18 protein-coding genes and 1 riboswitch are annotated in these 23,180 nt (G+C 66.1%); of the genes, 13 read left to right on the top strand and 5 right to left on the bottom strand.

What is annotated here, in order from left to right; genetic code table 11:
- Nucleotides 1–17 precede the first annotated feature (17 nt).
- Nucleotides 18–182: riboswitch (FMN riboswitch) on the top strand.
- A 104-nt stretch (nt 183–286) separates the two neighbouring features.
- Nucleotides 287–1,267 carry a DMT family transporter gene (locus AC0L4C_RS06975; protein WP_473402901.1) on the top strand — a complete coding sequence of 327 codons (981 nt, stop codon included), beginning with the start codon at nt 287–289 and terminating at the stop codon, nt 1,265–1,267.
- Nucleotides 1,268–1,458: 191 nt separating this feature from the next.
- Here the strand turns inward: AC0L4C_RS06975 and AC0L4C_RS06970 are convergent, their stop codons facing one another.
- Together AC0L4C_RS06970 and AC0L4C_RS06965 are read right to left on the bottom strand one after the other, a co-directional pair.
- On the bottom strand, nt 1,459–1,917 hold the full coding sequence (locus AC0L4C_RS06970; RefSeq protein WP_473402900.1) for a cupin domain-containing protein: 459 nt from the start codon (nt 1,915–1,917) through the stop codon (nt 1,459–1,461).
- 60 nt (nt 1,918–1,977) lie between these two features.
- Entirely contained in the window at nt 1,978–3,090 is a 1,113-nt protein-coding gene (locus AC0L4C_RS06965; RefSeq protein WP_473402899.1) for a Gfo/Idh/MocA family protein, read from the bottom strand.
- A 187-nt stretch (nt 3,091–3,277) separates the two neighbouring features.
- Between AC0L4C_RS06965 and AC0L4C_RS06960 the strand changes: the two genes are divergently transcribed.
- Complete coding sequence (locus AC0L4C_RS06960; protein ID WP_473402898.1) at nt 3,278–4,120, top strand: MurR/RpiR family transcriptional regulator; 843 nt, start codon at nt 3,278–3,280, stop codon at nt 4,118–4,120.
- Nucleotides 4,121–4,242: 122 nt separating this feature from the next.
- Here AC0L4C_RS06960 and AC0L4C_RS06955 read toward each other — a convergent pair whose 3' ends face one another.
- Nucleotides 4,243–5,070 carry an SDR family oxidoreductase gene (locus tag AC0L4C_RS06955; protein WP_473402897.1) on the bottom strand — a complete coding sequence of 276 codons (828 nt, stop codon included), beginning with the start codon at nt 5,068–5,070 and terminating at the stop codon, nt 4,243–4,245.
- Nucleotides 5,071–5,248: 178 nt separating this feature from the next.
- A complete protein-coding gene (gene iolG, locus AC0L4C_RS06950) occupies nt 5,249–6,238 on the bottom strand; it encodes an inositol 2-dehydrogenase (protein WP_473402896.1) in 990 nt (329 codons plus the stop codon).
- 129 nt (nt 6,239–6,367) lie between these two features.
- Between iolG and AC0L4C_RS06945 the strand changes: the two genes are divergently transcribed.
- The 5 genes from AC0L4C_RS06945 to iolB all read left to right on the top strand — a co-directional run bounded on the left by AC0L4C_RS06945 (nt 6,368) and on the right by iolB (nt 12,381).
- A complete protein-coding gene (locus AC0L4C_RS06945) occupies nt 6,368–8,260 on the top strand; it encodes a bifunctional 5-dehydro-2-deoxygluconokinase/5-dehydro-2-deoxyphosphogluconate aldolase (RefSeq protein ID WP_473402895.1) in 1,893 nt (630 codons plus the stop codon).
- A 166-nt stretch (nt 8,261–8,426) separates the two neighbouring features.
- The gene (gene iolD / locus AC0L4C_RS06940; RefSeq protein ID WP_473402894.1) at nt 8,427–10,268 is read left to right on the top strand and encodes a 3D-(3,5/4)-trihydroxycyclohexane-1,2-dione acylhydrolase (decyclizing); all 1,842 of its coding nucleotides are present in this window, start codon (nt 8,427–8,429) and stop codon (nt 10,266–10,268) included.
- 142 nt (nt 10,269–10,410) lie between these two features.
- A complete protein-coding gene (iolE, locus tag AC0L4C_RS06935) occupies nt 10,411–11,328 on the top strand; it encodes a myo-inosose-2 dehydratase (RefSeq protein WP_473402893.1) in 918 nt (305 codons plus the stop codon).
- 20 nt (nt 11,329–11,348) lie between these two features.
- The gene (locus AC0L4C_RS06930; RefSeq protein ID WP_473402892.1) at nt 11,349–11,606 is read left to right on the top strand and encodes a hypothetical protein; all 258 of its coding nucleotides are present in this window, start codon (nt 11,349–11,351) and stop codon (nt 11,604–11,606) included.
- Nucleotides 11,587–12,381 carry a 5-deoxy-glucuronate isomerase gene (iolB, locus tag AC0L4C_RS06925; RefSeq protein WP_473402891.1) on the top strand — a complete coding sequence of 265 codons (795 nt, stop codon included), beginning with the start codon at nt 11,587–11,589 and terminating at the stop codon, nt 12,379–12,381. The genes AC0L4C_RS06930 and iolB overlap by 20 nt, the downstream gene beginning before the upstream one ends.
- 742 nt (nt 12,382–13,123) lie before the next feature.
- On the opposite strand, the gene AC0L4C_RS06920 is transcribed toward iolB, so the two are convergent.
- Nucleotides 13,124–13,906 carry an alpha/beta fold hydrolase gene (locus tag AC0L4C_RS06920; RefSeq protein ID WP_473402890.1) on the bottom strand — a complete coding sequence of 261 codons (783 nt, stop codon included), beginning with the start codon at nt 13,904–13,906 and terminating at the stop codon, nt 13,124–13,126.
- 92 nt (nt 13,907–13,998) lie between these two features.
- Here AC0L4C_RS06920 and AC0L4C_RS06915 point away from each other — a divergent pair, with 92 nt between their 5' ends.
- The 6 genes from AC0L4C_RS06915 to AC0L4C_RS06890 all read left to right on the top strand — a co-directional run bounded on the left by AC0L4C_RS06915 (nt 13,999) and on the right by AC0L4C_RS06890 (nt 23,045).
- Nucleotides 13,999–15,321 (top strand): tetratricopeptide repeat protein, encoded by a 1,323-nt coding sequence (locus AC0L4C_RS06915; protein WP_473402889.1) that lies wholly within the window; start codon nt 13,999–14,001, stop codon nt 15,319–15,321.
- Nucleotides 15,318–16,325: a P1 family peptidase gene (locus AC0L4C_RS06910; protein ID WP_473402888.1), complete on the top strand. Its 1,008-nt coding sequence runs from the start codon at nt 15,318–15,320 to the stop codon at nt 16,323–16,325. The genes AC0L4C_RS06915 and AC0L4C_RS06910 overlap by 4 nt, the downstream gene beginning before the upstream one ends.
- The gene (kynU, locus tag AC0L4C_RS06905; RefSeq protein ID WP_473402887.1) at nt 16,322–17,557 is read left to right on the top strand and encodes a kynureninase; all 1,236 of its coding nucleotides are present in this window, start codon (nt 16,322–16,324) and stop codon (nt 17,555–17,557) included. The genes AC0L4C_RS06910 and kynU overlap by 4 nt, the downstream gene beginning before the upstream one ends.
- A gap of 128 nt (nt 17,558–17,685) precedes the next feature.
- Nucleotides 17,686–20,361 (top strand): bifunctional diguanylate cyclase/phosphodiesterase, encoded by a 2,676-nt coding sequence (locus AC0L4C_RS06900; protein WP_473402886.1) that lies wholly within the window; start codon nt 17,686–17,688, stop codon nt 20,359–20,361.
- 149 nt (nt 20,362–20,510) lie between these two features.
- Nucleotides 20,511–22,589 (top strand): cation:proton antiporter domain-containing protein, encoded by a 2,079-nt coding sequence (locus AC0L4C_RS06895; protein WP_473402885.1) that lies wholly within the window; start codon nt 20,511–20,513, stop codon nt 22,587–22,589.
- A 27-nt stretch (nt 22,590–22,616) separates the two neighbouring features.
- Nucleotides 22,617–23,045 (top strand): RrF2 family transcriptional regulator, encoded by a 429-nt coding sequence (locus AC0L4C_RS06890; RefSeq protein ID WP_473402884.1) that lies wholly within the window; start codon nt 22,617–22,619, stop codon nt 23,043–23,045.
- Nucleotides 23,046–23,180: the final 135 nt, after the last annotated feature.

The following is a 23,180-nucleotide window of genomic DNA, read 5'->3' as shown; positions in this document are numbered from 1 at the left end:
CGTCATCTGACGATGACAAACGTTCTCAGGGCGGGGTGCAATTCCCCACCGGCGGTAATGAGGGTCTCCCTCCAGCCCGCGAGCGCTTTCCGGAAATGGCCGCGGCCAGCCCCCCGGAGAGGTCAGCAGACTCCGGTGCGATCCCGGGGCCGACGGTATAGTCCGGATGAGAGAGAACGGGGATTAACGCTGGTGTTCCGGCGTCATGGCCTGTTGCGGTCATGGCGTCTGCCGGCGTCGATCTTCGTAACCCCTGAGGTAGCTCTGGTTACGAAAGGATCGAAAATTGAACCAGATCACCTCGACTCCCCGCAGCGGCACTGCCACCGGCGCCGCCTTCATGGTCGTCGCCAGCCTCGCCTTCGCCGCGACCAATCTCCTGCAGTCGGTGCTACCCACCCCCGTCGACTATGGCGGCTTCGGCATGAGCTCGACCGGCATGGCCTTCTGGCAATATGTCATTGCCGGCGTGCTGTTCCTGCCGCTCATCCTCCGCATCGGCATCGGCAACCTGCGCACCGGCTATCCACTGGCCCATGAACTGCGCGCCTTCGTCTCGGCGCTCGGCGTCCACGTCTTCGTCTATGGCTTCGCCACCGGCGTGCCGATCTGGCAGATGGTGACGCTGCTCGCCACCGGCCCGCTCTTCATCATCCTCGGCTCCGTGCTGTTCCTCGGCGAAAAGGCCTCGCCCGCCCGCCTCGCCGCCGGCCTCGTCGGCTTTGTCGGCGCCATCATCGTCTCCGGCGTCGGCAGCGAGGGCCTCAGCTGGTCGGCGCTGATCCCCATCACCGCCGCCTTCCTCTGGGCCACCACCGACATCCTCACCCGCGCCCTCAGCAAGCGCGGCGAAAGCCCCGAGACCCTCACCGTCTCGCTGCTGGTCCTCGTGACCCCCAATCACCTGCTGATCCTGCTCGCCGTCTGGGCCCTCGGCCTCGTGGCTCCCGGCACGCTGCCGGCCGGCCTCACCGACAACGTCTTCTCCATCCCCACGGGCACCGCGCTCTGGCTGCTCCTGCTGCTCGGGGCGCTGACAGCAGCGGCGCAATATCTCCTCGCCTATGCCTACAAGGTCGCCGACGCCACCTACCTGCAGCCCTTCGGCGATCTCAAGGTGCCGCTCTCGGCCCTCGTCGGCTGGGTCATCCTCGGCCAGGTCTCCTCGGTCTGGTTCTGGCCCGGCGCCGCCCTCATCATCCTCGCCTCGGCCTTCATCTTCTGGGCCGAGAACCGGACCGCATCCGGCACCCTGCAGGCCGCCTGAGATAGAAGCCTCGCAGTTCCACCGGCCCCTCGCTCCCCCTCCCCCCTTGAGGGGAGGGGTCAGGGGTGGGGGTGGTGCGGTGGATCACTGATAGACCCCCACCCTCCCGTCCCTCCCCTCAAGGGGGAGGGAGGCCCCGACTGAAAGTATAGCAGGCGTCTCTAGTCAAAAAGGCCAGGCGGATCATGGCACTATCCCGGATACGGCGTACCATCGTTGTGCCGCCACACCCCATCCGTATTGGCGCTCTTTAAATCGATATCGGCGCAGGTAGTGATGTCGTCGGGGTGCCGCGAGCCGACCTCGAGATAGACCGCATCCGTGCCGGAGCGGTTGATCATGTGGTGGGCGTTGCCGCTGTTCTTGGGAAAGGCCGCGCAGTCGCCGGCCCTGAGCACCGTCTCGCCGCCATCCTCGATCAGCACCACTTCGCCTTCGAGAACGAAGACCATCTCATCTTCGTGGCTGTGCCAGTGCCGCTGGCTCGACCAGTTGCCCGGCGGCAGCCACATGATGTTGAGCCCATAGTCCGCAATGCCCCCGGCATCGCCGAGCCGTTGCCGTAACCGCCCCATGCATGGCGTATCGAACGGCTTCGGATAACCCGAACCCGGCTCACTGGGTACCGCACCCATATCGATCTTCGGCATCTGCACCTCCCGCTGCTTCGCGCAATGCTAGCGGCTGCGCGGCCCAGGCAGAAGCCTCCGTCACACCTCCACCCACCGCCCCGCGTCATGGCTGCGCGCCATCGCATGCACCGCCCGCTCGATCTCCAGCCCGCGCGCAAAATCCACCACCCGCGCTGCCTCGCCGCGCACCGCTTTCAGCAGTTCGTGGCACTCGATGATCTTGAGCTCGTTGAACCCCAGCCCGTGCCCCGGCGCCGGGATGAACCGCTCGTAGGGCGCATGCTGCGGCCCCGTCAGCACGGTGAGGAAGCCCTGCTCGGTGGCCCGCCCGTCGGCCACAAACAGCTCAAACTCGTTCATCCGCTCCTGGTCATAAGTAATCGACCCTTTCGAGCCGAAGATCTGCAGCGCGATCCGCCCCTTCCGCCCCCAGGCGGCGCGATTGAGCGCCATCACCCCCGAAACTCCGCCGCGCAGCCGCAGCAGCACCACCGCCACGTCGTGGTTTTCCACGGCCCGCCGCCCGCCATCGGCCAGCGGCCGCTCGGCATAGGGTTTGGACATCTGCGCCAGCACCGCCTCGACGCCGCCGAACAGGCGCTGCAGCAGGCTGAGCGGATGCACGCCGAAATCGTCGAGCGCCCCGTAGCCCGAAGCCGCCTCGCTCTTCCACGTGAAGGCCGCCTCGGCATCAGCCATGTAATCCTCGTCCATCTCGAAGCGCACATGGTTCACTTCGCCGATGGCGCCCTCGCCCAGCAGCTTCTCGATATGCCGGATCACCGGGTTCTGGATGTAGTTGTAGCCCAGCACCGCCACCTTGCCGGACGCAGCGGCGGCCTGCGCCATGCGCTCGGCATCGGCCAGCCCCACCGCCATCGGCTTTTCGCACCACACATGCTTGCCCGCCCGCAGCGCCGCGATCGCCATCTCCGCATGAAAGGCATTCGGCGTCGTCACCGACACCACCTCCACCTCCGGATCGGCGATCAGCGCCCGCCAGTCGCCGCTGGCGCGCGCAAAGCCGAACTCCTCCGCCTTGCGCTGCGCCAGTTCGGCGTTCACCTCGGCCAGATGCACCAGCCGCGGCCGCAGCGTCTCGCCGAATACCGGGCCCACCCCGTTCCAGGCCAGCGCATGGCACTTGCCCATATAGCCCGTGCCGATCAGTCCGACGCCAATGCTGTCCATCGTCTGCACTCCCTCCAACCGACCTTCAGAAAAGCCGGCGGCGCAAATTTGTCGATAGAATTTTTATTCCATTCCGGAACGACGCCCTGGCCGCTAGAGTGACAGTGCACGCAGTGTTGCGCGCCGACGGTCAGTTCGGGAGCATCGTCCATGACGTTCAGGTTGCATTCATCTACGGGGCCGATTTGTGGCTGAGGACGCCGTCGAGGACATCGCCCCGCGCGAATTCGCGGCTCTCCGCACCCTGATCGGCGAGCGCGCTGCCACGCTGCCGCGCCGCCTGACCCAGGTTGCCACCTATGCCCTGCAGAACCCCGACGAGATCGCCTTCGGCACCGCCGCCAGCGTCGCCACCCATGCCGGCGTGCAGCCGTCGACCCTCGTGCGCTTTGCCCAGGCCCTTGGCTATCAAGGTTTTTCCGACCTGCAGGACGTCTTTCGCGCTCGCCTGCGCGACAAAGTCCCGAGCTATGACGAACGTCTCAAGCAGTTGCGCGAGCACGGCCTCGCCGCCAGCCGCGCCGGCCTGCTGCTCGATGGTTTTGCCGAAGCCGCCGAACGCTCGGTCGCCGACTTCCGCCACAAGGCCGATCCCGCCGCCCTCGAGCGCGCCATCACCCTCTTGGCCGATGCCGAAACCATCTATCTCGTTGGCCTGCGCCGCAGTTTTCCGATCACCTCCTACATGGCCTATGCCATGGGCAAGCTCGGCATCCGCCACATCCTCGTCGATGGCATCGCCGGCCTCGGCGCCGAACAGACCAGCTTCATCTCCGCCCGCGACACCATGCTGTCGGTGAGCTTCACGCCCTATTCCAACGAAACCGTCAGCCTCACCAATGCCGCCAAGGCGCGCGGCGCTCGCATCGTCTCGCTGACCGATTCCATCTTTTCGCCCATCGCCCCCAATGCCGATGTCTGGCTCGAGGTGGTCGAGGCCAATTTCGAAGGCTTCCGCTCCATGGCCGCCACCCTGGCCCTCGCCATGACCCTCACCGTCGCCATCGCCGGCCGCCGCTCCGGCACCTGATTGGCACGACCTGCAACCCGATCTCTCCTGATCCTCCCCCGCCCACGTGGGAGGGGGACCGGCGCCGCCGGTGGAGGGGGCACCGCCAGTGGACCTGTCTCACCTCCAGCGCAAACCCGCGCTTACTTCCGCCCCGGATAGGCCACCGGCGGCCCGCCATGCCCGCCGAACACCGTCTGCTCATAGTCGATCACCGCGCCCGTCATCGGCGCCGACTCCGCGCTCGCCAGATACGCCACCTGCCGCGCCACATCCTCGGGCTTGAGCAGCTTGCCGAACGGCCGGCTCTTTTCCGCCGCCTCCAGCCAGCCCTCCTGCGCATCGTGATAGGTCTTGAGCGTCACGTGCTCGCCCGGCGTATCCACCCAGCCCAAGAGGATGCCGTTGACCCGGATGCGCTGCCAGTTGACCGCGTTCGCCGTGTTCTTGGTCAATGTCAGCATGGCGCCTTTCGAGGCGCTGTAGGGTGCCAGGTTCGGCGCCCCGACATGCGCATTGACCGAAAGGATATTGACGATCGTGCCATCGCACTTTTCGCGCCGCATGATGGCGATGGCATCCTGCATCAGGAAGAATGGCGCCCGCACATTGACCGCGAACATCCGGTCGAACAAAGCCAGGTCGGTGTCGGTGATGCCGCCCCGGTCGGTCAGCCCGGCGATATTGGCGAGGATGTCGACCCGCCCGAAGGCGGCCTCCGCCGCCGGCATCACCCGCGCCACCGCCTCGGCATCGGCGAGGTCCGTCGGCACGGCGATCGCCTTGTGGCCCGCCGCCGTCAGCGATGCCTCGACCGTTTTGAGCTTGTCGGCCTGCACATCGACCAGCACCACGCCCGCCGCGCCGCGGGCGCAGAACAGCCGCGCCGTCGCCTCCCCGATGCCCTGCGCCGCACCGGTGACGACGGCAATTTTTCCGGCAAGGGATGAGGTAGCGTAGGGGTCTGTCATTTGGGAACTCGCAAGGTGGGTGCCGCCACACTAGGCAACCCCGTCACGCCCGCCAAGCCCCGCATTAGTCTGTGACGCCCTGCGCCGGCCCTGCTCACCTCCCCCCTTGCGGGGGAGGCCGGGAGGGGGGGGGTGGAGAGCCCCGTTCTAGTTCTAAGTTCTAGTTCTAGCTCTAGCTCTAGCTCTGGACCCGAACTGCCTGCCCGCTCTTGCGCGATGCCGTCGCCGCTTCCGCCAGCCGCTGCGCCATCAGCCCGTCGTGACCCGACGGGGTCGGCTTGCCGCCGCCGATCACTGCGTCGATGAAGCTGTTCACCTCGGCCGCATAGGCGGCGACATAGCGGTCGATGAAGAAGTTCTGGATCACGTCCTGGGTAAAACCCGAGCCGTCGGCGCGTTCCAGCGTCGTCATGTGCACATTGCCGCCGCGCAGCATGCCCTTTGACCCATGCACTTCCATGCGCTGGTCATAGCCATAGCTGGCGCGCCGCGAATTAGTGATCACCGCTATCTTGCCTGACGCCGTCTGCATCTGCACCGACGCCGTGTCGACATCCCCCGCCGTCCCGATCGCCGGATCGACCAGCGCGCCGCCCAGCGCATGCACGGTGACGAACTCCTCGCCCACGAGGAAGCGCGCCATGTCGAAATCATGGATCATCATGTCGCGGAACAGCCCGCCCGAGCGCTCGATATAGCTCACCGGCGGCGGTGCCGGATCGCGGCTGATGATGGTCACCAGCTCCACCTCGCCGATTTCGCCGGCCCGCAACCGCTGCTGCAGCGCCGCAAAATTCGGATCGAAGCGGCGATTGAAGCCGACCATCAGCGGCACGCCGGCCGTCTCCACCACCGGCAGGCACTGCTCGATCCGCTCGACCGACAGCGACACCGGCTTTTCGCAGAGAATGGCCTTGCCGGCCCGCGCCGCCTGCTCGATCAGATCGGCATGCGTATCGGTCGGCGTCGCGATCAGGATGGCGTCGACATCGGAGGCAAGCACCGCCTCGACCGAGGCCACTTGTGCTCCCACGCTGCCCGCCAGCGATATTGCGGCATCGGCCATCGCATCGGCGACAAAGGCCACCCGCGCCCGCCCCGACTCCGCAATGGTGCGCGCATGCACTTTGCCGATACGTCCCGCACCCAGGATTCCGAAACTGATCACGAAAATGCCTCATTACTGAATTTGGAACGTTTATTCCGAAGTTGTTCTATTTCAGAATTGACGTTTCATTCTCGCGAGGGATACAACGACGCCAGAAACCTGTCCAGAGTGACGCTTGGGGGAGACAATATGCCGGACGCCAAGCTCGATGTCATCACCATCGGCCGTGCTTCGGTGGACCTCTATGGCCAGCAGATCGGCTCGCGGCTCGAGGATATCGCCTCGTTCACCAAGGCGGTCGGCGGCTGCCCCGCCAATATCGCCATCGGCACCGCCCGCCTCGGCCTGAAATCGGCCCTCGTCACCCGCGTCGGCGGCGAACAGATGGGCCGCTTCATCACCGAACAGCTGACCCGCGAGGGCGTCGACACCGCCGGCATCGTCTCCGACCCCGACCGCCTGACCGCCCTCGTCCTCCTTGCTGTCGAAAAGGAAGGCGTCTCGCCCATGGTCTTCGTGCGCACCGATTGCGCCGACATGGCCCTCGCAGAGACCGACATCGATGAAGCCTTCATCGCCTCGGCCGGCGCCATCGTCGTTACCGGCACGCACTTTTCCACCCCCAACGCCGAGGCCGCCCAGCTCAAGGCCATCCGCATCGCCCGGGCCCATGGCCGCAAGGTGATCTTCGATATCGACTACCGCCCCAATCTCTGGGGCCTCGCCGGCCACGAGGCCGGCTTTTCCCGCTACGTGAAGTCGGACTACGTCACCGGCAGGATCAAGCCGATCCTCGGCAATTGCGACCTGATCGTCGGCACCGAGGAAGAAGTGCTGATCGCCGGTGGTGAAAGCGATCTGCTCGCCGCCCTCAAGGCCATCCGCGCCGTCTCCTCCGCCACCATCGTATTGAAACGCGGCGCCATGGGCTGCATCGTCTATGACGGCGCCATCCCCGGCGACCTTGAGCAGGGCATCGTCGGCAAGGGCTTCCCCATCGAGGTCTATAACGTCCTCGGTGCCGGCGACGCCTTCATGTCCGGCTTCCTCCGCGGCTGGCTCAAGGGCGAGCCGCTCGGCACCTGTGCGACCTGGGCCAATGCCTGCGGCGCCTTCGCCGTCTCCCGCCTGCTCTGCGCTCCGGAATACCCCACCTCGGACGAGCTGAGCTACTTCCTCGCCCATGGCAGCAAGCACCGTGCCCTGCGCCAGGACGATGATCTCAACCACATCCACTGGGCCACCACCCGCCGCGGCGCCTGGCCCCGGCTGATGGCACTGGCCATCGACCACCGCAAGCAGATCGAGGATATCGCCGGCCCCGGTCAGTTCGACCGCATCCCGCATTTCAAGGCGCTGGCCGCAGAGGCCGCGCTCAAGGTCGCCGACGGCCGCCCCGGCTTCGGCATGCTGCTCGACGACAAATACGGCCGCGATGCCCTCTTTGCTGCCGGCTCCACCGAGCACTTCTGGGTCGCCCGACCGCTCGAACTCCCCGGCAGCCGCCCGCTGCAGTTCGAGTTCTCCCAGGACGTCGGCAGCCGTCTCGTCGAATGGCCGGCCACCCACTGTCTCAAGGTGCTGTGCTTCTACCATCCCGACGACCCCGCCGACCTCAAGCGCGCGCAGATCGACACCCTGCGCACCGCCTATGATGCCGCGCGCAAGATCGGTCGCGAGATCCTGATCGAGATCATCGCCTCCAAGCACGGCGAAGTCACCGACGCCACCGCGGCCACTGCCATGTCCGAACTCTACGACGCCGGCCTCAAGCCCGACTGGTGGAAGCTCGAGCCGCAACCGAGTGCCGCCGCCTGGGACCAGGTCGACACTGTCATCGAGAGCCGCGATGCCTATTGCCGCGGCGTCGTCATGCTCGGCCTCGAAGCGCCCATCGACACGCTCCGGGCCGACTTCAACATCGCCAGGGCCGCCCGCACCGTGCGCGGCTTCGCCGTCGGCCGCACCATCTTTGCCGATGCCGCCAAGGCGTGGTTTGCTGGCACCATGTCCGACGACGCGGCGATTGCCGACATGGCCGACAAGTTTGCCACGCTCGTCGCCGCGTGGGAGGGAAGTTGATGGCTTCGGGCACTCGGCTCACCCCCCTCCCAACCTCCCCCACAAGGGGGGCGGTGCACGGCAGAGCGAGGGGCACGATCGTGCCAAAGACACGGAACAACACCCTCCCCCTTGTGGGGAGGGCTGGGGAGGGGGTAGGCCCCGCCCACAGCGAGGGGAGAACGCCATGACCAGGACGACAAGACTCACCATGGCGCAGGCGCTGGCGCGCTTCCTCACCATGCAGAAGACCGAAATCGACGGCCGCGTGGTCCCCATCTTCGGCGGCGTCTTCGCCATTTTCGGCCACGGCAATGTCGCCGGCCTCGGCGAGGCCCTCTATCAGGTCCGCGACGAGCTACCGACCTGGCGCGCCCATAACGAGCAGGGCATGGCCCATGCCGCTGTTGCCTTTGCCAAGGCCAGTTTCCGCCGCCGCATGATGGTCGCCACCTCCTCGATCGGCCCCGGCGCCACCAACATGGTCACCGCCGCCGCCCTCGCCCACGTCAACCGCATCCCGGTACTGCTGCTCCCCGGCGACGTCTTTGCCAACCGCGCCCCCGACCCCGTACTGCAGCAGGTCGAGGACTGGGGCGACGGCACCGTCTCGGCCAATGACGTCTTCCGCCCGGTGTCGCGCTATTTCGATCGCATCACCCGTCCCGAGCAGATCATGACGGCGCTCAACCGCGCCATGCAGGTGCTCACCGATCCGGCCGAATGCGGCCCCGTAACGCTCAGCCTCTGCCAGGACGTGCAGGCCGAAGCCTACGACTATCCCGAGAGCTTCTTTGCCGAACGCATCTGGGTTCCCCGTCGCCCGCAGCCCGACGCCCGCGAGCTCGATGCCGCCCTCGCCGCGCTCAAGGCCGCGAAAAAGCCGGTGATCATCGCCGGCGGCGGCGTGCTCTATTCCGAGGCCGCCCCGGCGCTGCAGGCCTTCGCCGAGCGGCACGGCATCCCTGTCATGGAGACCAATGCCGGCAAGTCCAGCCTGCCGCATGACCACGCCCTCAACATGGGCTCGGTCGGCGTCACCGGCTCGTCCGCCTCCAACCTTCTGGCCGAACAGGCCGATGTCGTCCTCGCCGTCGGCTCGCGCCTGCAGGATTTCACCACCGGCTCTTGGGCCCTGTTCAAGGCCGAGGGCGTGCGGATCATCGGCCTCAACACGCAGGCCTTCGACGCCGGCAAGCATCGCGCCATGCCGCTCGTCGCCGACGCCCGCGCTGGCCTCGAGGCGCTCGACACCCGGCTGGGCGACTGGGCCGCGCCCGCCGCCTGGCTCTCCACCGCCGCATCGGCACGCACCGAGTGGCTCGCTGCCGCCAAGGCGGTGACCGACCCCACCAATGCCCTGCCGTCCGATGCGCAGGTGATCAGCGCCGTGCACCGCGCCCGCGGCTCGCAGGCCACCCTGGTCTGCGCCTCCGGCGGCCTGCCCGGCGAACTGCACAAGCTCTGGCCGGCCGGCGCCCCCGGCAGCTACCACATGGAATACGGCTACTCGACCATGGGCTACGAGATCGCCGGCGGCCTCGGCGTCAAGCTGGCCAAGCCCGATCACGACGTCATCGTCATGCTCGGTGACGGCAGCTACATGATGATGAATTCCGAGATCGCCACCTCGGTCATGATCGGCAGAAAGCTCACCATCGTCGTGCTCGACAATCGCGGCTTCGGCTGCATCAACCGGCTGCAGATGGCCACCGGCGGCGCCAACTTCAACAACCTGCTCAAGGACACCCGCCACGAGGTCCTGCCCGAGATCGATTTCGCCATGCATGCCGCCTCCATGGGCGCCTGGAGTCGCAAGGTCGGCTCGGTCAGCGAACTCGAGACCGCCCTCGATGAGGCCCGCGGCATCGAGCGCACCACGGTCATCGTCATCGACACCGACCCGCTGATCGCCACCGACGCAGGCGGCCACTGGTGGGACGTCGCCGTCCCCGAAGTCTCGGTCCGCCCCCAGGTCAACAAGGCGCGCCAGGAGTATGAGGCGGCGCTCAAGGGGCAGAGGCTCTAGGCGTCAGCGCGCGAGGCTTCAGCCCTCCCGTGTCCGCCGGTGGCTGGGCGAGATAGTGCCACACACGCGATACACACCTCCCCCTTGATGGGGGAGGCCGGGAGGGGGTGAGCCCCAGCACGAAGCAGGAAGCGGACCAAAGATGAAAGCCAAACTCGGTATGTCGCCCATCGCCTGGTGGAACGACGATCTGCCCGAACTGAGCGACGACGTCTCGCTCGAGGAATGCCTGCGCCAGTCGCGCTCGGCCGGTTTTACCGGCATGGAGAAGGGCCGCCGCTTCCCCGACGATCCCGCGGTCATGCTGCCCATCCTCAAGGCCGCCGACGTGACGCTGTGCGGCGGCTGGTTTTCCGGCACCCTGGTCGACGACGATCTGGCCTCCAACCAGGCCCGTATCCAGCCCATGATCGAGCTCTTCAAGGCCGTCGATGCGCCCTGCATCGTCTATGGCGAAGTCGGCCGCTCCATTCAGGGTGACCGCAGCAGGCCGCTGGCCACCAAGCCAAGACTCTCCGACGACGAGATGCGTTCTTACGCCCGAAAACTCACCAGCTTTGGCGAATGGTGCGCCGCCGAGGGCATGCCGCTGGCCTATCACCATCACATGGCCGCCGTCGTCGAGACCGAGCCCGAGCTCGATGCTTTCATGCGTCATTCCGGCCCCGGCATCCCGCTGCTGCTTGATGCCGGTCACCTCGCCTTTGCCGGCGGCAATGTGCTGCGCGCCATCGACAACCATCACGCGCGTATCTCCCATGTGCACGTCAAGGACATCCGCCGGTCCGTCGTCGACAGCCTCGACCGCAGCACACAGTCCTTCCTTGATGCCGTGGCGCTCGGCGCCTTCACCGTCCCGGGCGACGGCTCGCTCGACTTCGGCGCCATCGTCCAGAAACTGGCCGACTACGGCTACGAGGGCTGGTTCGTCGTCGAGGCCGAACAGGACCCCAGGGCAAATCCGCCGCTCAAGATGGCGCAGGTGGGTTATAAGGAACTGATGCGGGTGATGACTGCGGCGGGCTACACTGTCGAGACGCAGGGCTTCCCCGTCCGCTGACCTGTTCTGGAGACTGAGATTTGACCAACGACAATGGCACCAGCAAGAAACCCGGCCTGCTGACGCTGGCCTGGTTCGAGCCGCTCTACCGCCGCGTCATCGTGCTGCTGATCATCGCCGCATGGTCGGTCTGGGAATGGCTGTTCAATCACGACCAGTTCTGGGGCGTCGTCACCATCGCCATGCTCGGCTACGCCGTCTGGACCTTCTTTATCAATTACGACAAGGCGCTCGCCGCCCTCAAGCAGCAGGACAAAGATGCCAAACCTGAAAGTTAAGCCGCAGGCGCCCATCGGCCACGTGCATCACGTCACCCCCGAAAGCGCCGGCTGGACCCATGTCGGCTTCGATCTGCATCGCCTGCCCAATGCCGGCGACGTCGCCCAGGGCATGTTGCCCGATCGCGAGGTCTGCATTGTCCTCGTCTCCGGCCGCGCCGCCATCACTGTCGATGGCCAGACCTTTCTGGCCGGCGAACGCATGAGCCCCTTCGAGGGCCAGCCCTGGTCCGTCTACGCGCCCGCCGGCGCCAGCTGGCATATCGAGGCCCTGACCCCGCTCGAGGCCGCCGTCTGTTCCGCCCCCGGCACGCCCGGCGCCCGTCCCGCCCGCCTCATCGGTCCCGATCAGGCCGAGCGCCTGACCCGCGGCAAGGGCACCAACACGCGCTATCCCACCAATATCCTGCCCGAGGACCAGCCGGCTGACAGCCTGCTGGTGGTCGAGGTCATCACCCCCGGCGGCCACACCTCCAGCTACCCGCCGCACCGCCACAACGAGGACGACCTGCCGCGCCAGAGCCTGCTCGAGGAAACCTACTACCACCGCTTCTCCAAACCGCAGGGCTATGGCTTCCAGCGCGTCTATACCGATGACCGCGCGCTCGACGAAACCATGCTGATCGAGGACGGCGACGTGGTCCTCGTCCCGAGGGGCTACCACCCGGTCGCCGCCATTGCCGGCTACGACATCTACTATCTCAACGTCATGGCCGGCCCCCGCCGCACCTGGAAATTCCACAACGCCCCCGAACATGAGTGGCTGCTCGCCTGAGCCAATCACTCGTCCCCGTATGGGTCGAGGAGGAAGCCTTGGCGTGCGGCGCACGACCGCCGCTGCACATCTCTCTCACCCCTCATGGTGAGCCCCCTCATGTTGAGCCTGTCGAACCACGAGGGGTTGCATCGGGGCCCGACCCTGCGGTGCACCCGACCTCGTCCTTCGACAGGCTCAGGATGAGGTCTCTCTGCTAAGGTTGCACATGGTCTGCCACCCCCACCGCCGTCATCCCGGCGCAGGCCGGGACCCAGTAGACGCCAGCGTTTGCGATATCCCCACCAGCCCCTCCGCCACCCTCCCCCTTGTGGGGAGGGCCGGGGTGGGGGGCGGGAGCCACGATGGGTCATTCATCCCGTCGATGTCATCTCCCGCACCGACGACACCTCCAAGCCACTGACGCAGCACGATGATCCAGCCCCGTCGCAAAACTTGTCCCCGCCCTCACCGCTCGGCGTACTCTCCCCCCATCTCCCCGCGACGGACGGGAAGCGCGACGAACGCTTGCGGAGGGGACTGCCGGGAGGGGGAAGGGAGTCGTCTCACGCCCCTGGGCCAAGTGCACGGAGTTGAAAAGGGGCGGCAAGTCGGGCTCCAGTCTCCCGAAGCGCGGGACAATGCCACAAAACCCGGTTCCCCGAGGCGGCTACCGTCTCGTTATTATCATACCCAGAGACGGCAAGCGCCTCGGGGCCCGATCCACCACACACCAACCGGAGGCGGCAACGCCGGCCGGGCGTCACGGCTTGCCGAGAAACCCGACAATCGCCTGCGCAACCGCGTCAGGCCGCCCCCAATGGATGGAATGTGCGCAACCTTCAAGGGTGATCATCTCGTGCCCCGCGATCCCGGCATGCAACCGCACCACAGCCGCCGGCGGCGCCAGCAGATCGCGTTCGGCCGCCACCGCCAGCACGGGCGCGGCAACGGCCGAAAGATCGATCCCGCCAAAGCGCTCGATGGCCGCGACCTGCCGGGCGAAGTCGGCCGGCGACTGCCGATAGGCGTAGCTCGCCGAGGCCTCGGCCGCAGCCTGGACGCGATCCGCATCCTCAAAAAACGGCGCCGAGAACAGGAACTGGTACAGCAATCGAAACCAGTCCTGCGGCGCGATTGTGGGGTAGAGCCGCGCCAGATCCTTGAACAGCACGCGTTCCTTGGCCGAGATGGTGCCCGCCGCCAGCGTCACCACGCGATTGACCTTGCTAGAATGCCGGGCGGCAAGACCGAGCGCCAGCAAGCCGCCGAGCGAATGGCCAACCACATCAGCCTTGTCGATACCCAGATGCCCGAGCAGAGCCGCCGCGTCATCGATCATCTCGCCGATCTCCAGCGGCCCCTCGACGCGGCTGCGGCCCGATCCGCGATTGTCGAGCAGCAGCAGCTGCCGGTTGGGCAGCCGCTCGAGCAGCGGCCCCCAACTCGCGCCGTCGCTCGCCGTACCGGCGATCAGCAGCAGCGGTGGGCCGGATCCGACGATCTCGTAGTGCAGGCTTGCAGCGTCACGAACGAATTCGGGCATCTTCGGCTCCGGATGAAAAAGGCGAGCAACAGCAATGGACAGGCCGCCTCGGCAGCCTATATTTGACCGATTGGACAAAGGCTTTTTCAGTCATGGCACATGATGCCCTCGGAAATGAAGTCAGCAGCGGCTCGGCGGCAACGCTTGCCGGCATAGACGACTTCGTCACCGGCTTTCTTGCCTACGAAACCAGGGCTGGCAATGTGCTGGCTGCAGCTGATGCCGATGATGGCTCGGTGCTGGCCAATGTCTATGCCGGTTTTTCCTGGATGTTCCTTGAAGCCCGGGGCGCGCGGCGCAACGCGGCGCGCTATCTCCGGCGCGCCGAGGCCGCCGGCATCCCCAATGCGCGCGAGTCGCTGCTGATCGAGCAACTGCGCCTCTGGATCGCCGGCGACGTGCCGGCGGTACAACGCATTGGCACCGAGATCGCCGGGCGCTGGCCCCGCGACCTCGCCTCGGTCAAGCTCGACCAGTATTTCTCCTTCAATCGCGGCGACGCGGCGGCCATGCTGCGCATCGCGCGGACGGTCGAGGCCGAGAACCCCGACAACCCGCATCTGCATGGCATGCTGGCCTTCGGCTACGAGCAATCGCACGAGCTGGTTCTGGCCGAAGCCTCGGCCCGCCGGGCGCTTGAGCTGAAGCACAAGGAGCCGTGGGCGCAGCATGCGCTGGCTCATGTGATGCTGAGCACCGGCCGGGTACAGGAAGGCGTCGCCTTTCTCGACGCGGCCCAGACGACCTGGGTCGGCCTCAACTCGTTCATGTACACCCACAACTGGTGGCACAAGGCGCTGTTTCACATCTCGCTGGGCGACAACGCGGCCGTCTTCGATGCCTATGACAATCACGTCTGGGGCATCGAGCCGGACTATTCGCAGGATCAGGTCGGTGCCGTGTCGCTGCTGGCGCGGATGGAAGTCGCCGGCCTCGATGTCGGCAATCGCTGGGAGGATGTGGCACGTCACCTCAAGACCCGCGCCAGCGATACCCTCCTGCCGTTCCTCACCCTGCAATATCTCTACGGTCTGGCCCGCGCCGACTACGCCGAGGCCGACCAGCTGATGCAGGCCATCGAGCACAGGGCGGCCACCGCCGATGCCTTCGACCGGCTGGTCTGGCAGGATGTTGCCCTGCCCGCCGCCCGCGGTGTGCTCGCTCATGCACGGGGCCGGTTCGCCGATGCGGTGCGCTGGCTCTCCATTGCCAATCCGCGGCTGACCGAAATCGGCGGCAGTCACGCCCAGCGCGACCTCTTCGGCCAGTTGCTGCTCGACGCCCATCTGAAATCGGGCAACTGGCAGGTCGCCGAGCAGATGCTGGAAATGCGGCGCACCTGGGATCCCGACGGGGTGCCCCTCAATCGCGCGCTGGCGGATGTCCGCATGCATCTGGCACATTCAGCCGCATGATTCCCGGCCCCCGCAATCTCATCACCGACGTCACTGGCCTCATGGTCGGCAACGCCCAGGATCACCTCGTCAAATCCGGCACGACGGTGCTGCTGGCCGAACGGCCGTTCATCGCCTCCATCGACGTCATGGGCGGAGCACCCGGTTCGCGCGAAACCGAACTGCTGGCGCCCGACAAGATGGTTCAGGAGATCGACGCGCTGGTCCTCTCGGGCGGCTCCGCCTTCGGCCTCGATGCCGCCTCCGGCGTCATGGACGGGCTGCGCCGCATGGGACGCGGCTTCCGCGTCGAGATGGCGACGATCCCCATCGTGCCGGGCGCCATCATCTTTGACCTGCTCAACGGCGGCGACAAGGCGTGGGACGAGAACCCCTACCGCCGCCTGGGACAGCAGTCCCTCGACAATGCTGCCGTTGATTTCGCGCTCGGCACCGTCGGCGCCGGCACCGGTGCCCTGACCGCCAACCTCAAGGGGGGGCTCGGTTCGGCCTCCCTCGTACTGCCCTCGGGTCACATCGTCGGGGCACTGGTCGCCGCCAATCCGACCGGCAGCGTCACCATGGGCGACAGCGCGCATTTCTGGGCCGCGCCGTTCGAGGTGGATGGCGAGTTCGGCAATCGCGGGCCGCTGCTGACGCCGCTCTCCTTCGCCCAGTCGGCGCGTACCAAGCGCGACGGCACCAGCGCACTGGCCAACACCACCATCGCCATCGTCGCCACCGACGCGGTGCTCAGCAAGGCCCAGGCCAAGCGCTTCGCCGTCGCAGCACAGGACGGCATCGCCCGAGCGGCCAGCCCGGCCCACAGCCCGGTCGACGGCGACCTCATCTTCTCGGTGGCGACCTGTGACAAGCCGATCAGCGATCCGATCCTCGACATCATCCATCTCGGCCACGCCGCCGCGATCTGTCTGTCGCGGGCGATCGCCCGGGCCGTGTTTCTGGCGACACCGGCCGACGGCGACATCGCCCCCACCTGGCAGCAGAAATGGGGCGGGGCGTGAGGCGCTATACCCTCGGCGAGGCCGAGGCGCTTGATCGTGCTGACGACCTCGCGCCGTTCCGCGCGCTGTTCGACCTGCCCGACGAGGTCATCTATCTCGATGGCAACTCGCTCGGAGCTTTGCCCAGAAGCGTCCCGGCGCGGGTCGCCGATGTCGTCTCGACGCAATGGGGCCAAGGCCTCATCCGCAGCTGGAACACCCACGACTGGATCGATCTGCCCAGTCGTGTCGGCAATCGCATCGCCCCGTTGATCGGCGCACCAGAGGGCACGGTCACGGTCGCCGATTTAACCTCGATCAATCTCTTCAAGGCGCTGTCGATGGCGCTGTTCCTGCGTCCGGACAGGCGGGTGATCGTCTCGGAGAGCGGAAATTTTCCGACCGATACCTATATCGCGCAGGGCCTCGCCGATCTGCTCGGTCAGGGACATCAGTTGCGCCTCGTCGAGGCCGGACAACTGGCGACGGCCATCGACCGCGATGTCGCCGTGGTGATGCTCACCGAAGTCGACTATCGCACCGGCACTCGCCACGACATGTCCGCCCTCACCACCTTCGCCCATGAGATGGGAGCGCTGACCGTCTGGGATCTGGCCCATAGCGCCGGCGCCCTCCCGGTCGACCTGATGACGTCCCGGGCCGACTTTGCCGTCGGATGTGGTTACAAATTCCTTAACGGCGGCCCCGGCGCACCGGCCTTTATCTACGTCGCTCCCGAACACCACTACGGCATGCGCCAGCCGCTGACCGGCTGGCTCGGACATGCCGAGCCTTTCGCCTTCGCCCCCGGCTATCGTCCCGCCGAGGGGATCGAAGCCATGCGGGTCGGCACGCCGCCCATCCTCTCCATGTCGGCCCTCGATGCCGCTCTCGACGTCTTCGAGGACCTCGATCTGGCACGTCTCAAATCGAAGGCCGACCGGCTATTCGACCTCTTCGTGACCGAGGTAGAGGCCCAGTTTCCCGAGCTTGAGCTGCTGTCGCCGCGCGATCCGGCCCGGCGTGGCTCGCAGGTCAGCTTTCGCTTCCACGACGCCTACGCCGCCGTGCAGGCGATGATGGCGCGCGGCGTCATTGGCGACTTTCGAGAACCCGACATCATGCGCTTCGGCCTGACGCCGCTTTATCTGCGCTATGCAGACATTTGGCGGGCCGCATCGATTCTGGCGCAGGTCATGCGCCGTCGCGAATGGGACCGACCGGAGTTCAGGAACAAGGCGAAGGTAGTCTAGGGGGATAAGCCAAATTTAACGGCATCAGGGCTAGTGTCCGCCTTTCCACGGTGACCGATGCGGCGCCGGCAAGGACGACGATGCACCTGAACTGGCTTCAACAGATAGCGGCGGCGACCTGGGGATTCGTGCGCAGGCCGTCCAGTCTGCCCGCGCTCATCTCCCTCGGCGTCGTGGCGGTGGCCGGCATCTTCGCCGACGTCCAGAACAACGTGCTCTACCAGCAGAGCGCCCGGGCCGACGTCCAGGCCCACCTCAGCCTCATCCGGGCCAAGCTCGAGGGCAATATCAACGGTTCGATCCAGCTGGTGCAGGGGCTGGCGGCGACGATCTCGACCGAGCCCGGGATGCAGCAGGACCGTTTCAGCCAGCTGGCCGACAACGTGTTCGACAAATCCACCCAGCTTCGCAACATCGCCGGCGCGCCCGATCTGGTGGTGCGGCTGATGTATCCTGTCGAGGGCAATGAAAAGGCCATCGGCCTCGACTACCGCAACAATGAAGCCCAGCGCGACGCGGCACTACGCGCCAAGACCACCCGGCAGGTGGTCTTTGCCGGGCCCGTGGATCTGGTGCAGGGCGGTCAGGGCTTTATCGGCCGCCTGCCGGTCTTTGTCGGCGAGAGTGCTGCCAAGGACTTCTGGGGCATTCTCTCCGCTGTCATCGACGCCGACAGCCTTTACGCGCAGAGCGGTTTGCTCGATCCGCAGTTGCCAATCACCGTTGCCATTGTCGGCAGTGATGGCCTCGGCGCTGACGGCCACCATTTCTACGGTCCGGGGGCGATCCTTTCACAGTCCCCGGTCAGCGTCGAAGTCACCCTGCCAAACGGTACCTGGCAACTCTACGGCATACCCAGGGGTGGATGGCTGCAGACGCCGCCATCAGCGCTCGGACTGCGCCTGATCATTCTCTTCCTGGGTGGCCTTGCGGTTATTCCCATCTTCATCAGCACCCGGATGGGCGAAGAGCGCAAGGCGCACATCACCGCTCTCGCGGCCAACGAAACCGAGCTCAAGCGCATATCCCGTCGCCTCGGCATGGCTTTGCGGACATCGCGCATCGGCATCTGGGAAAACGATCTCGCCACCGGCAACCTCTATTGGGACAACCGGGTGAATGCCATCTACGGCCTGCCGCAGGATGGCGGTCCCCGTCACTACAACGACTGGCGCACCGCGCTGCACCCTGACGATCTTGAACGCGCCGAGCAGGAGTTCAGGACGGCCATCGACAAGACCGGCCAGTACGCCTCCAACTACCGCATCATCACGCGCAACGGCGACATTCGACACGTCCGGGCCATCGGCATGGTCTACCGGGATCCCGGTTCGACACCCAAGATCGCCGGCGTCAACTGGGACGTGACGGCCGACATCAATCTCAACGAGAGCATGCGGGAGGCGAACCGGCTGCTTGAGGCCCGCAATGCCGCCCTGGCCGAGGCCAAGGCGAGTATCGAGCACAATGCACTGCATGACAGCCTCACCGAACTGCCGAACCGGCGCTACCTTGACGACATCCTGACCAGGCATGCTGCCCGCTGCGCCCTGAACGGCCGCAAGCTGGCGCTGCTGCATATTGACCTCGACCGCTTCAAGCAGATCAATGACACCATGGGACACGCTGCCGGCGACGCCATGCTCATCCATGCCTCCGAAGTGCTCAAGTCCAATGTCCGCCCCGAAGATTTCGTGGCCCGCATCGGCGGTGACGAGTTCGTCATCGTATGTGTCATCGACGATGACCACTCGATGCTCGGCGACCTCGCCGAGCGCATCATCGTGCGCATTCGGCAGCCGGTGATCTACGAGGGACACGAGTGTCGCTTCGGCGTCTCGGTCGGCATCGCCATGGCGACCGGCGCCCAGGTGGATCCGCGTAAGCTGCTCGTCAATGCCGACATTGCCCTCTACAAGGCCAAGAGCCACGGCCGCAATCGCTTCGAATACTTCTCCGAAGAACTGCAGGCCGAAGTCATTCACACCAAGCGTGTGGCCGATCAGATCCTGCAGGGTCTCGATCACGGCGAGTTCGAACCCTGGTTCCAGCCGCAGTTCGACGCCCGGTCGCTCAATCTGGTGGGCTGCGAGGTCCTCGCCCGCTGGCGCCATCCGACCCAGGGCATCCTCACGCCCGACGCCTTCATGGAGATCGCCGAGGAACTCAACGTTGTCGCAACGATCGATCGCCTCGTGCTCGAGCAGGCGCTTGAACATATGGCAGGTTGGGAGCGCGATGGCATCGTCGTACCGCGGATTTCGGTGAACGTCTCGTCGCGCCGGCTTCGCGACGACACTCTGCTGGCCGGGCTGCGCGACCTCGGGATCAAGCCGGGCACGGTGTCGTTCGAACTGGTCGAGTCGATCTTTCTTGATGACAATGATGACCTGGTGCGCTGGCACGTCGACCAGATCAAGGAACTGGGCATTGACATCGAGATCGACGACTTCGGCACCGGGTATGCCTCGATTGTCAGCCTGATGAAGCTGAAGCCGCGCCGCCTCAAGATCGACCGCCAGCTGGTGATGCCGATCGTCGAGAGCTCGGCCCAGCGCCACCTCGTGGAATCGGTGATCGAGATCGGCAAGTCGCTCGATATCGAGGTTGTAGGTGAAGGCGTGGAAACCATGAACCATGCCCGCATCCTGCGCGACCTCGGCTGCGATATCCTGCAGGGCTACGTCCTGGCCCGCCCGATGCCGGGCGCCAAGATGGCCGCATTTGTCCGTTCCGAGCCCTGGCGGGACGCCGCCGAGCCGCTGCGCAAGGGACGTGCCGTGATGGTGAAGCGGCCCGCCTGAGCTCCCAAGGCGGGAAACTCCCCGCCTCGTCCGGAAACTCATGATTTGGCCGCAGTTTTGCACGCGAGTAGCTTGCAGCAGAGCCTCCGCTCGCTCATTCTTGCGTCGCACGAGTCAACGTGTTTCAGGTTCATGCCTTTGGAGGGCAGATGCATCACGACACCCCCCTGATCTCCACGATCGTCGCGGGTCTGGTGCTGGCGTTTATCTTTGGTGCAATCGCCAATCGTTTCCGCATGCCACCCCTTGTCGGCTATCTGGTGGCCGGTGTCCTTGTCGGTCCGTTCACACCCGGCTTCGTCGCCGATGCGGAGATGGCGACCGAACTGTCCGAAATCGGCGTCATCCTGCTGATGTTCGGTGTCGGGCTGCACTTCTCGCTCAAGGACCTGCTGTCGGTGCGCGCCATTGCCGTGCCGGGAGCGGTGGTGCAGATGGTCGGTGCCACACTCATGGGCATCGCCCTGGCGCTGTTCCTCGGCTGGTCGCTCGGCGCCGGCATCATTTTCGGCCTTGCGCTTTCGGTGGCGTCCACCGTGGTGCTGCTCAAGGCCCTGCAGGACCGGCGTCTCATCGACAGCGAGCGCGGCAAGGTCGCGGTTGGCTGGCTGATCGTCGAGGACATGGCCATGGTCCTCGCGCTGGTGATGATCCCGGCAGTGGCAGGGCTGTCTGGCCTCAGCGAGGTGCAGCTCGACGATCCCTTCGTCAATTTCTTCCAGCGCATCACCGGACTGCAGCTTGGCCTGCCCGGCGTGCTGGTGGTCACGGTGGTCAAGCTTGCGGCCTTTGTCGGCTTCATGCTGATCGTCGGGCGTCGGGTCATCCCCATGATCCTGCATTTCACTGCTCACTCGGGTAGCCGCGAACTCTTCCGCCTGGCCGTGCTGGCGATTGCCCTGGGCGTGGCCGCCGGCGCCGCCTACCTGTTCGGTGTCAGCCTGGCGCTGGGCGCGTTCTTTGCCGGCATGATTCTGTCGGAAAGCGAACTCAGCCATCGCGCCGCGCAGGAAAGCCTGCCGCTGCGTGACGCTTTCGCCGTGCTGTTCTTTGTGTCCGTCGGCATGCTGTTCGACCCGACCATCGTAATCGACAATCCACTGCCGGTACTGGCGACGGTGCTCATCATCATCATCGGCAAATCGCTGCTCTCGTTTCTCATCGTGCTGGCGTTCCGCCATCCGGTCGGCACCGCGCTGACCATCTCTGCCAGCCTGGCGCAGATTGGCGAGTTCTCTTTCATTCTTGCGACGCTCGGCGTTGCCATCGGCGTGCTGCCCACCGAGGGGCGCGACCTGATCCTTGCCGGCGCGATCCTGTCCATTCTGCTCAATCCGGTGGTGTTCTGGGCCGCCGAGCATCTGCGGCCATTGCTCGAATCGCGCCTCGCCCCCGCCGATGCGCCGCGGGTCGAGCCGGCAATGGCGCCCGCCTCCGCAGCCGAGGCGCCCGCTGAACCGGACGCAGTCGAACCGACTGTGCACCCCACCAGCCTCGAAGGTCATACGATCCTCATCGGCTATGGCAGCGTCGGCTCGGTCGTCGCCGAGGGACTCATGGCCGCCAGGAGGCCCTTCCTCGTGATCGAGGACGCCGAAGGGCGCATCAACGCGGCCCGCGCCAAGGGCGTCGAGGTCATTGTCGGCAATGCCGCCAGCCCCGATGTGTTGGGGCTCGCCAATATCGCCGGGGCCACAACGGTGATCGTCGCCATCCTCAACACCTTCGAGGCCGGCCAGGCGGTGGAGCAATGCCGCCAGCAGAATGCCGGCCTCGTCATCATCGCGCGGGCCCAGTCGCAGGAAGAGGAAGGGCACCTGCTCCACCTCGGTGCCAATACGGTGATCCTCGGGGCACGCGAGATCGGCATGGGCATGGTCGAGATGGTAACCCGCGATTCCATCGCCGTTGCCGAAATCACCGCGGCCGATGCCGTCGCCGCGGCGCTGGGCACGGACCTCGGCACGCCCGCCCCGCGAGCCCGCCCGGTGCCCCAGACCAAGGCCCCCGAAGCCCTGCTGGCCGAGATCGAGACTGCAGTGGTACAACACCCCGACAGCGGCCCGGCCGAGCCGCCTGCCGTCGTTTCGGCCCTCGGCGAAGAACCCGACCCGATCCCGGAGCCCCCTGCCCCCGAAACCCTGCCGTACAAGGCGCGCCAGCCGGCGCGTATGGCGGCAACCCCGTTCAACCCCGAGGTGGCGCCGCCGGAAACGGCGGACAGTTGAGCCGATGACCGCCGACTGGTGCCACAGATGATTTCGCAGAAGGCCAAGTATGCGCTCAGGGCGTTGGTGGCGCTGGTGAAAGCCGGACCGGGGGCGTCGCTGATGATCTCGGATATTGCCCGCGATCAGGCGATTCCCAAGAAGTTTCTCGAGCAGATCCTGCTTGAACTCAAGCGCGCCGGTATCGTGTTGTCCCGCCGGGGCCGGCTTGGCGGCTACGCGCTGCTGCGGGCCCCGGGCGAAATCACCTTCGGCGAGGTGCTGCGGCTGATCGACGGGCCGATTGCGCCCTTGCCCTGCCTCTCCAAGATCGCCTACCGCCGCTGCGTCGACTGCGGCGACGAGACCAGTTGCGAAATCCGTCACGTGTTCGCCCGGGTGACGCTGGCCACACGCGCCGTGCTGGACGAGACCAGCCTGGCGGACTCCCTGACCATTCCCGAAATCGCCCTTTAGCGACGTTTCCGGAATCAGATTCTCCCCAGACGTCTGATTGGCACGAAACGCGCGCCACGCAAGCCGAGGACACGGCGATGCGTAGAATTCTGTTTCGATTCAACCCCCGGCGCCAGATATTACTATCTTGTTAAT

Source organism: Devosia sp. J20-27 (assembly GCF_055808595.1).
Note: the sequence above shows the minus strand (reverse complement) of the source record. Positions and strands in the feature narration are given on the sequence as shown.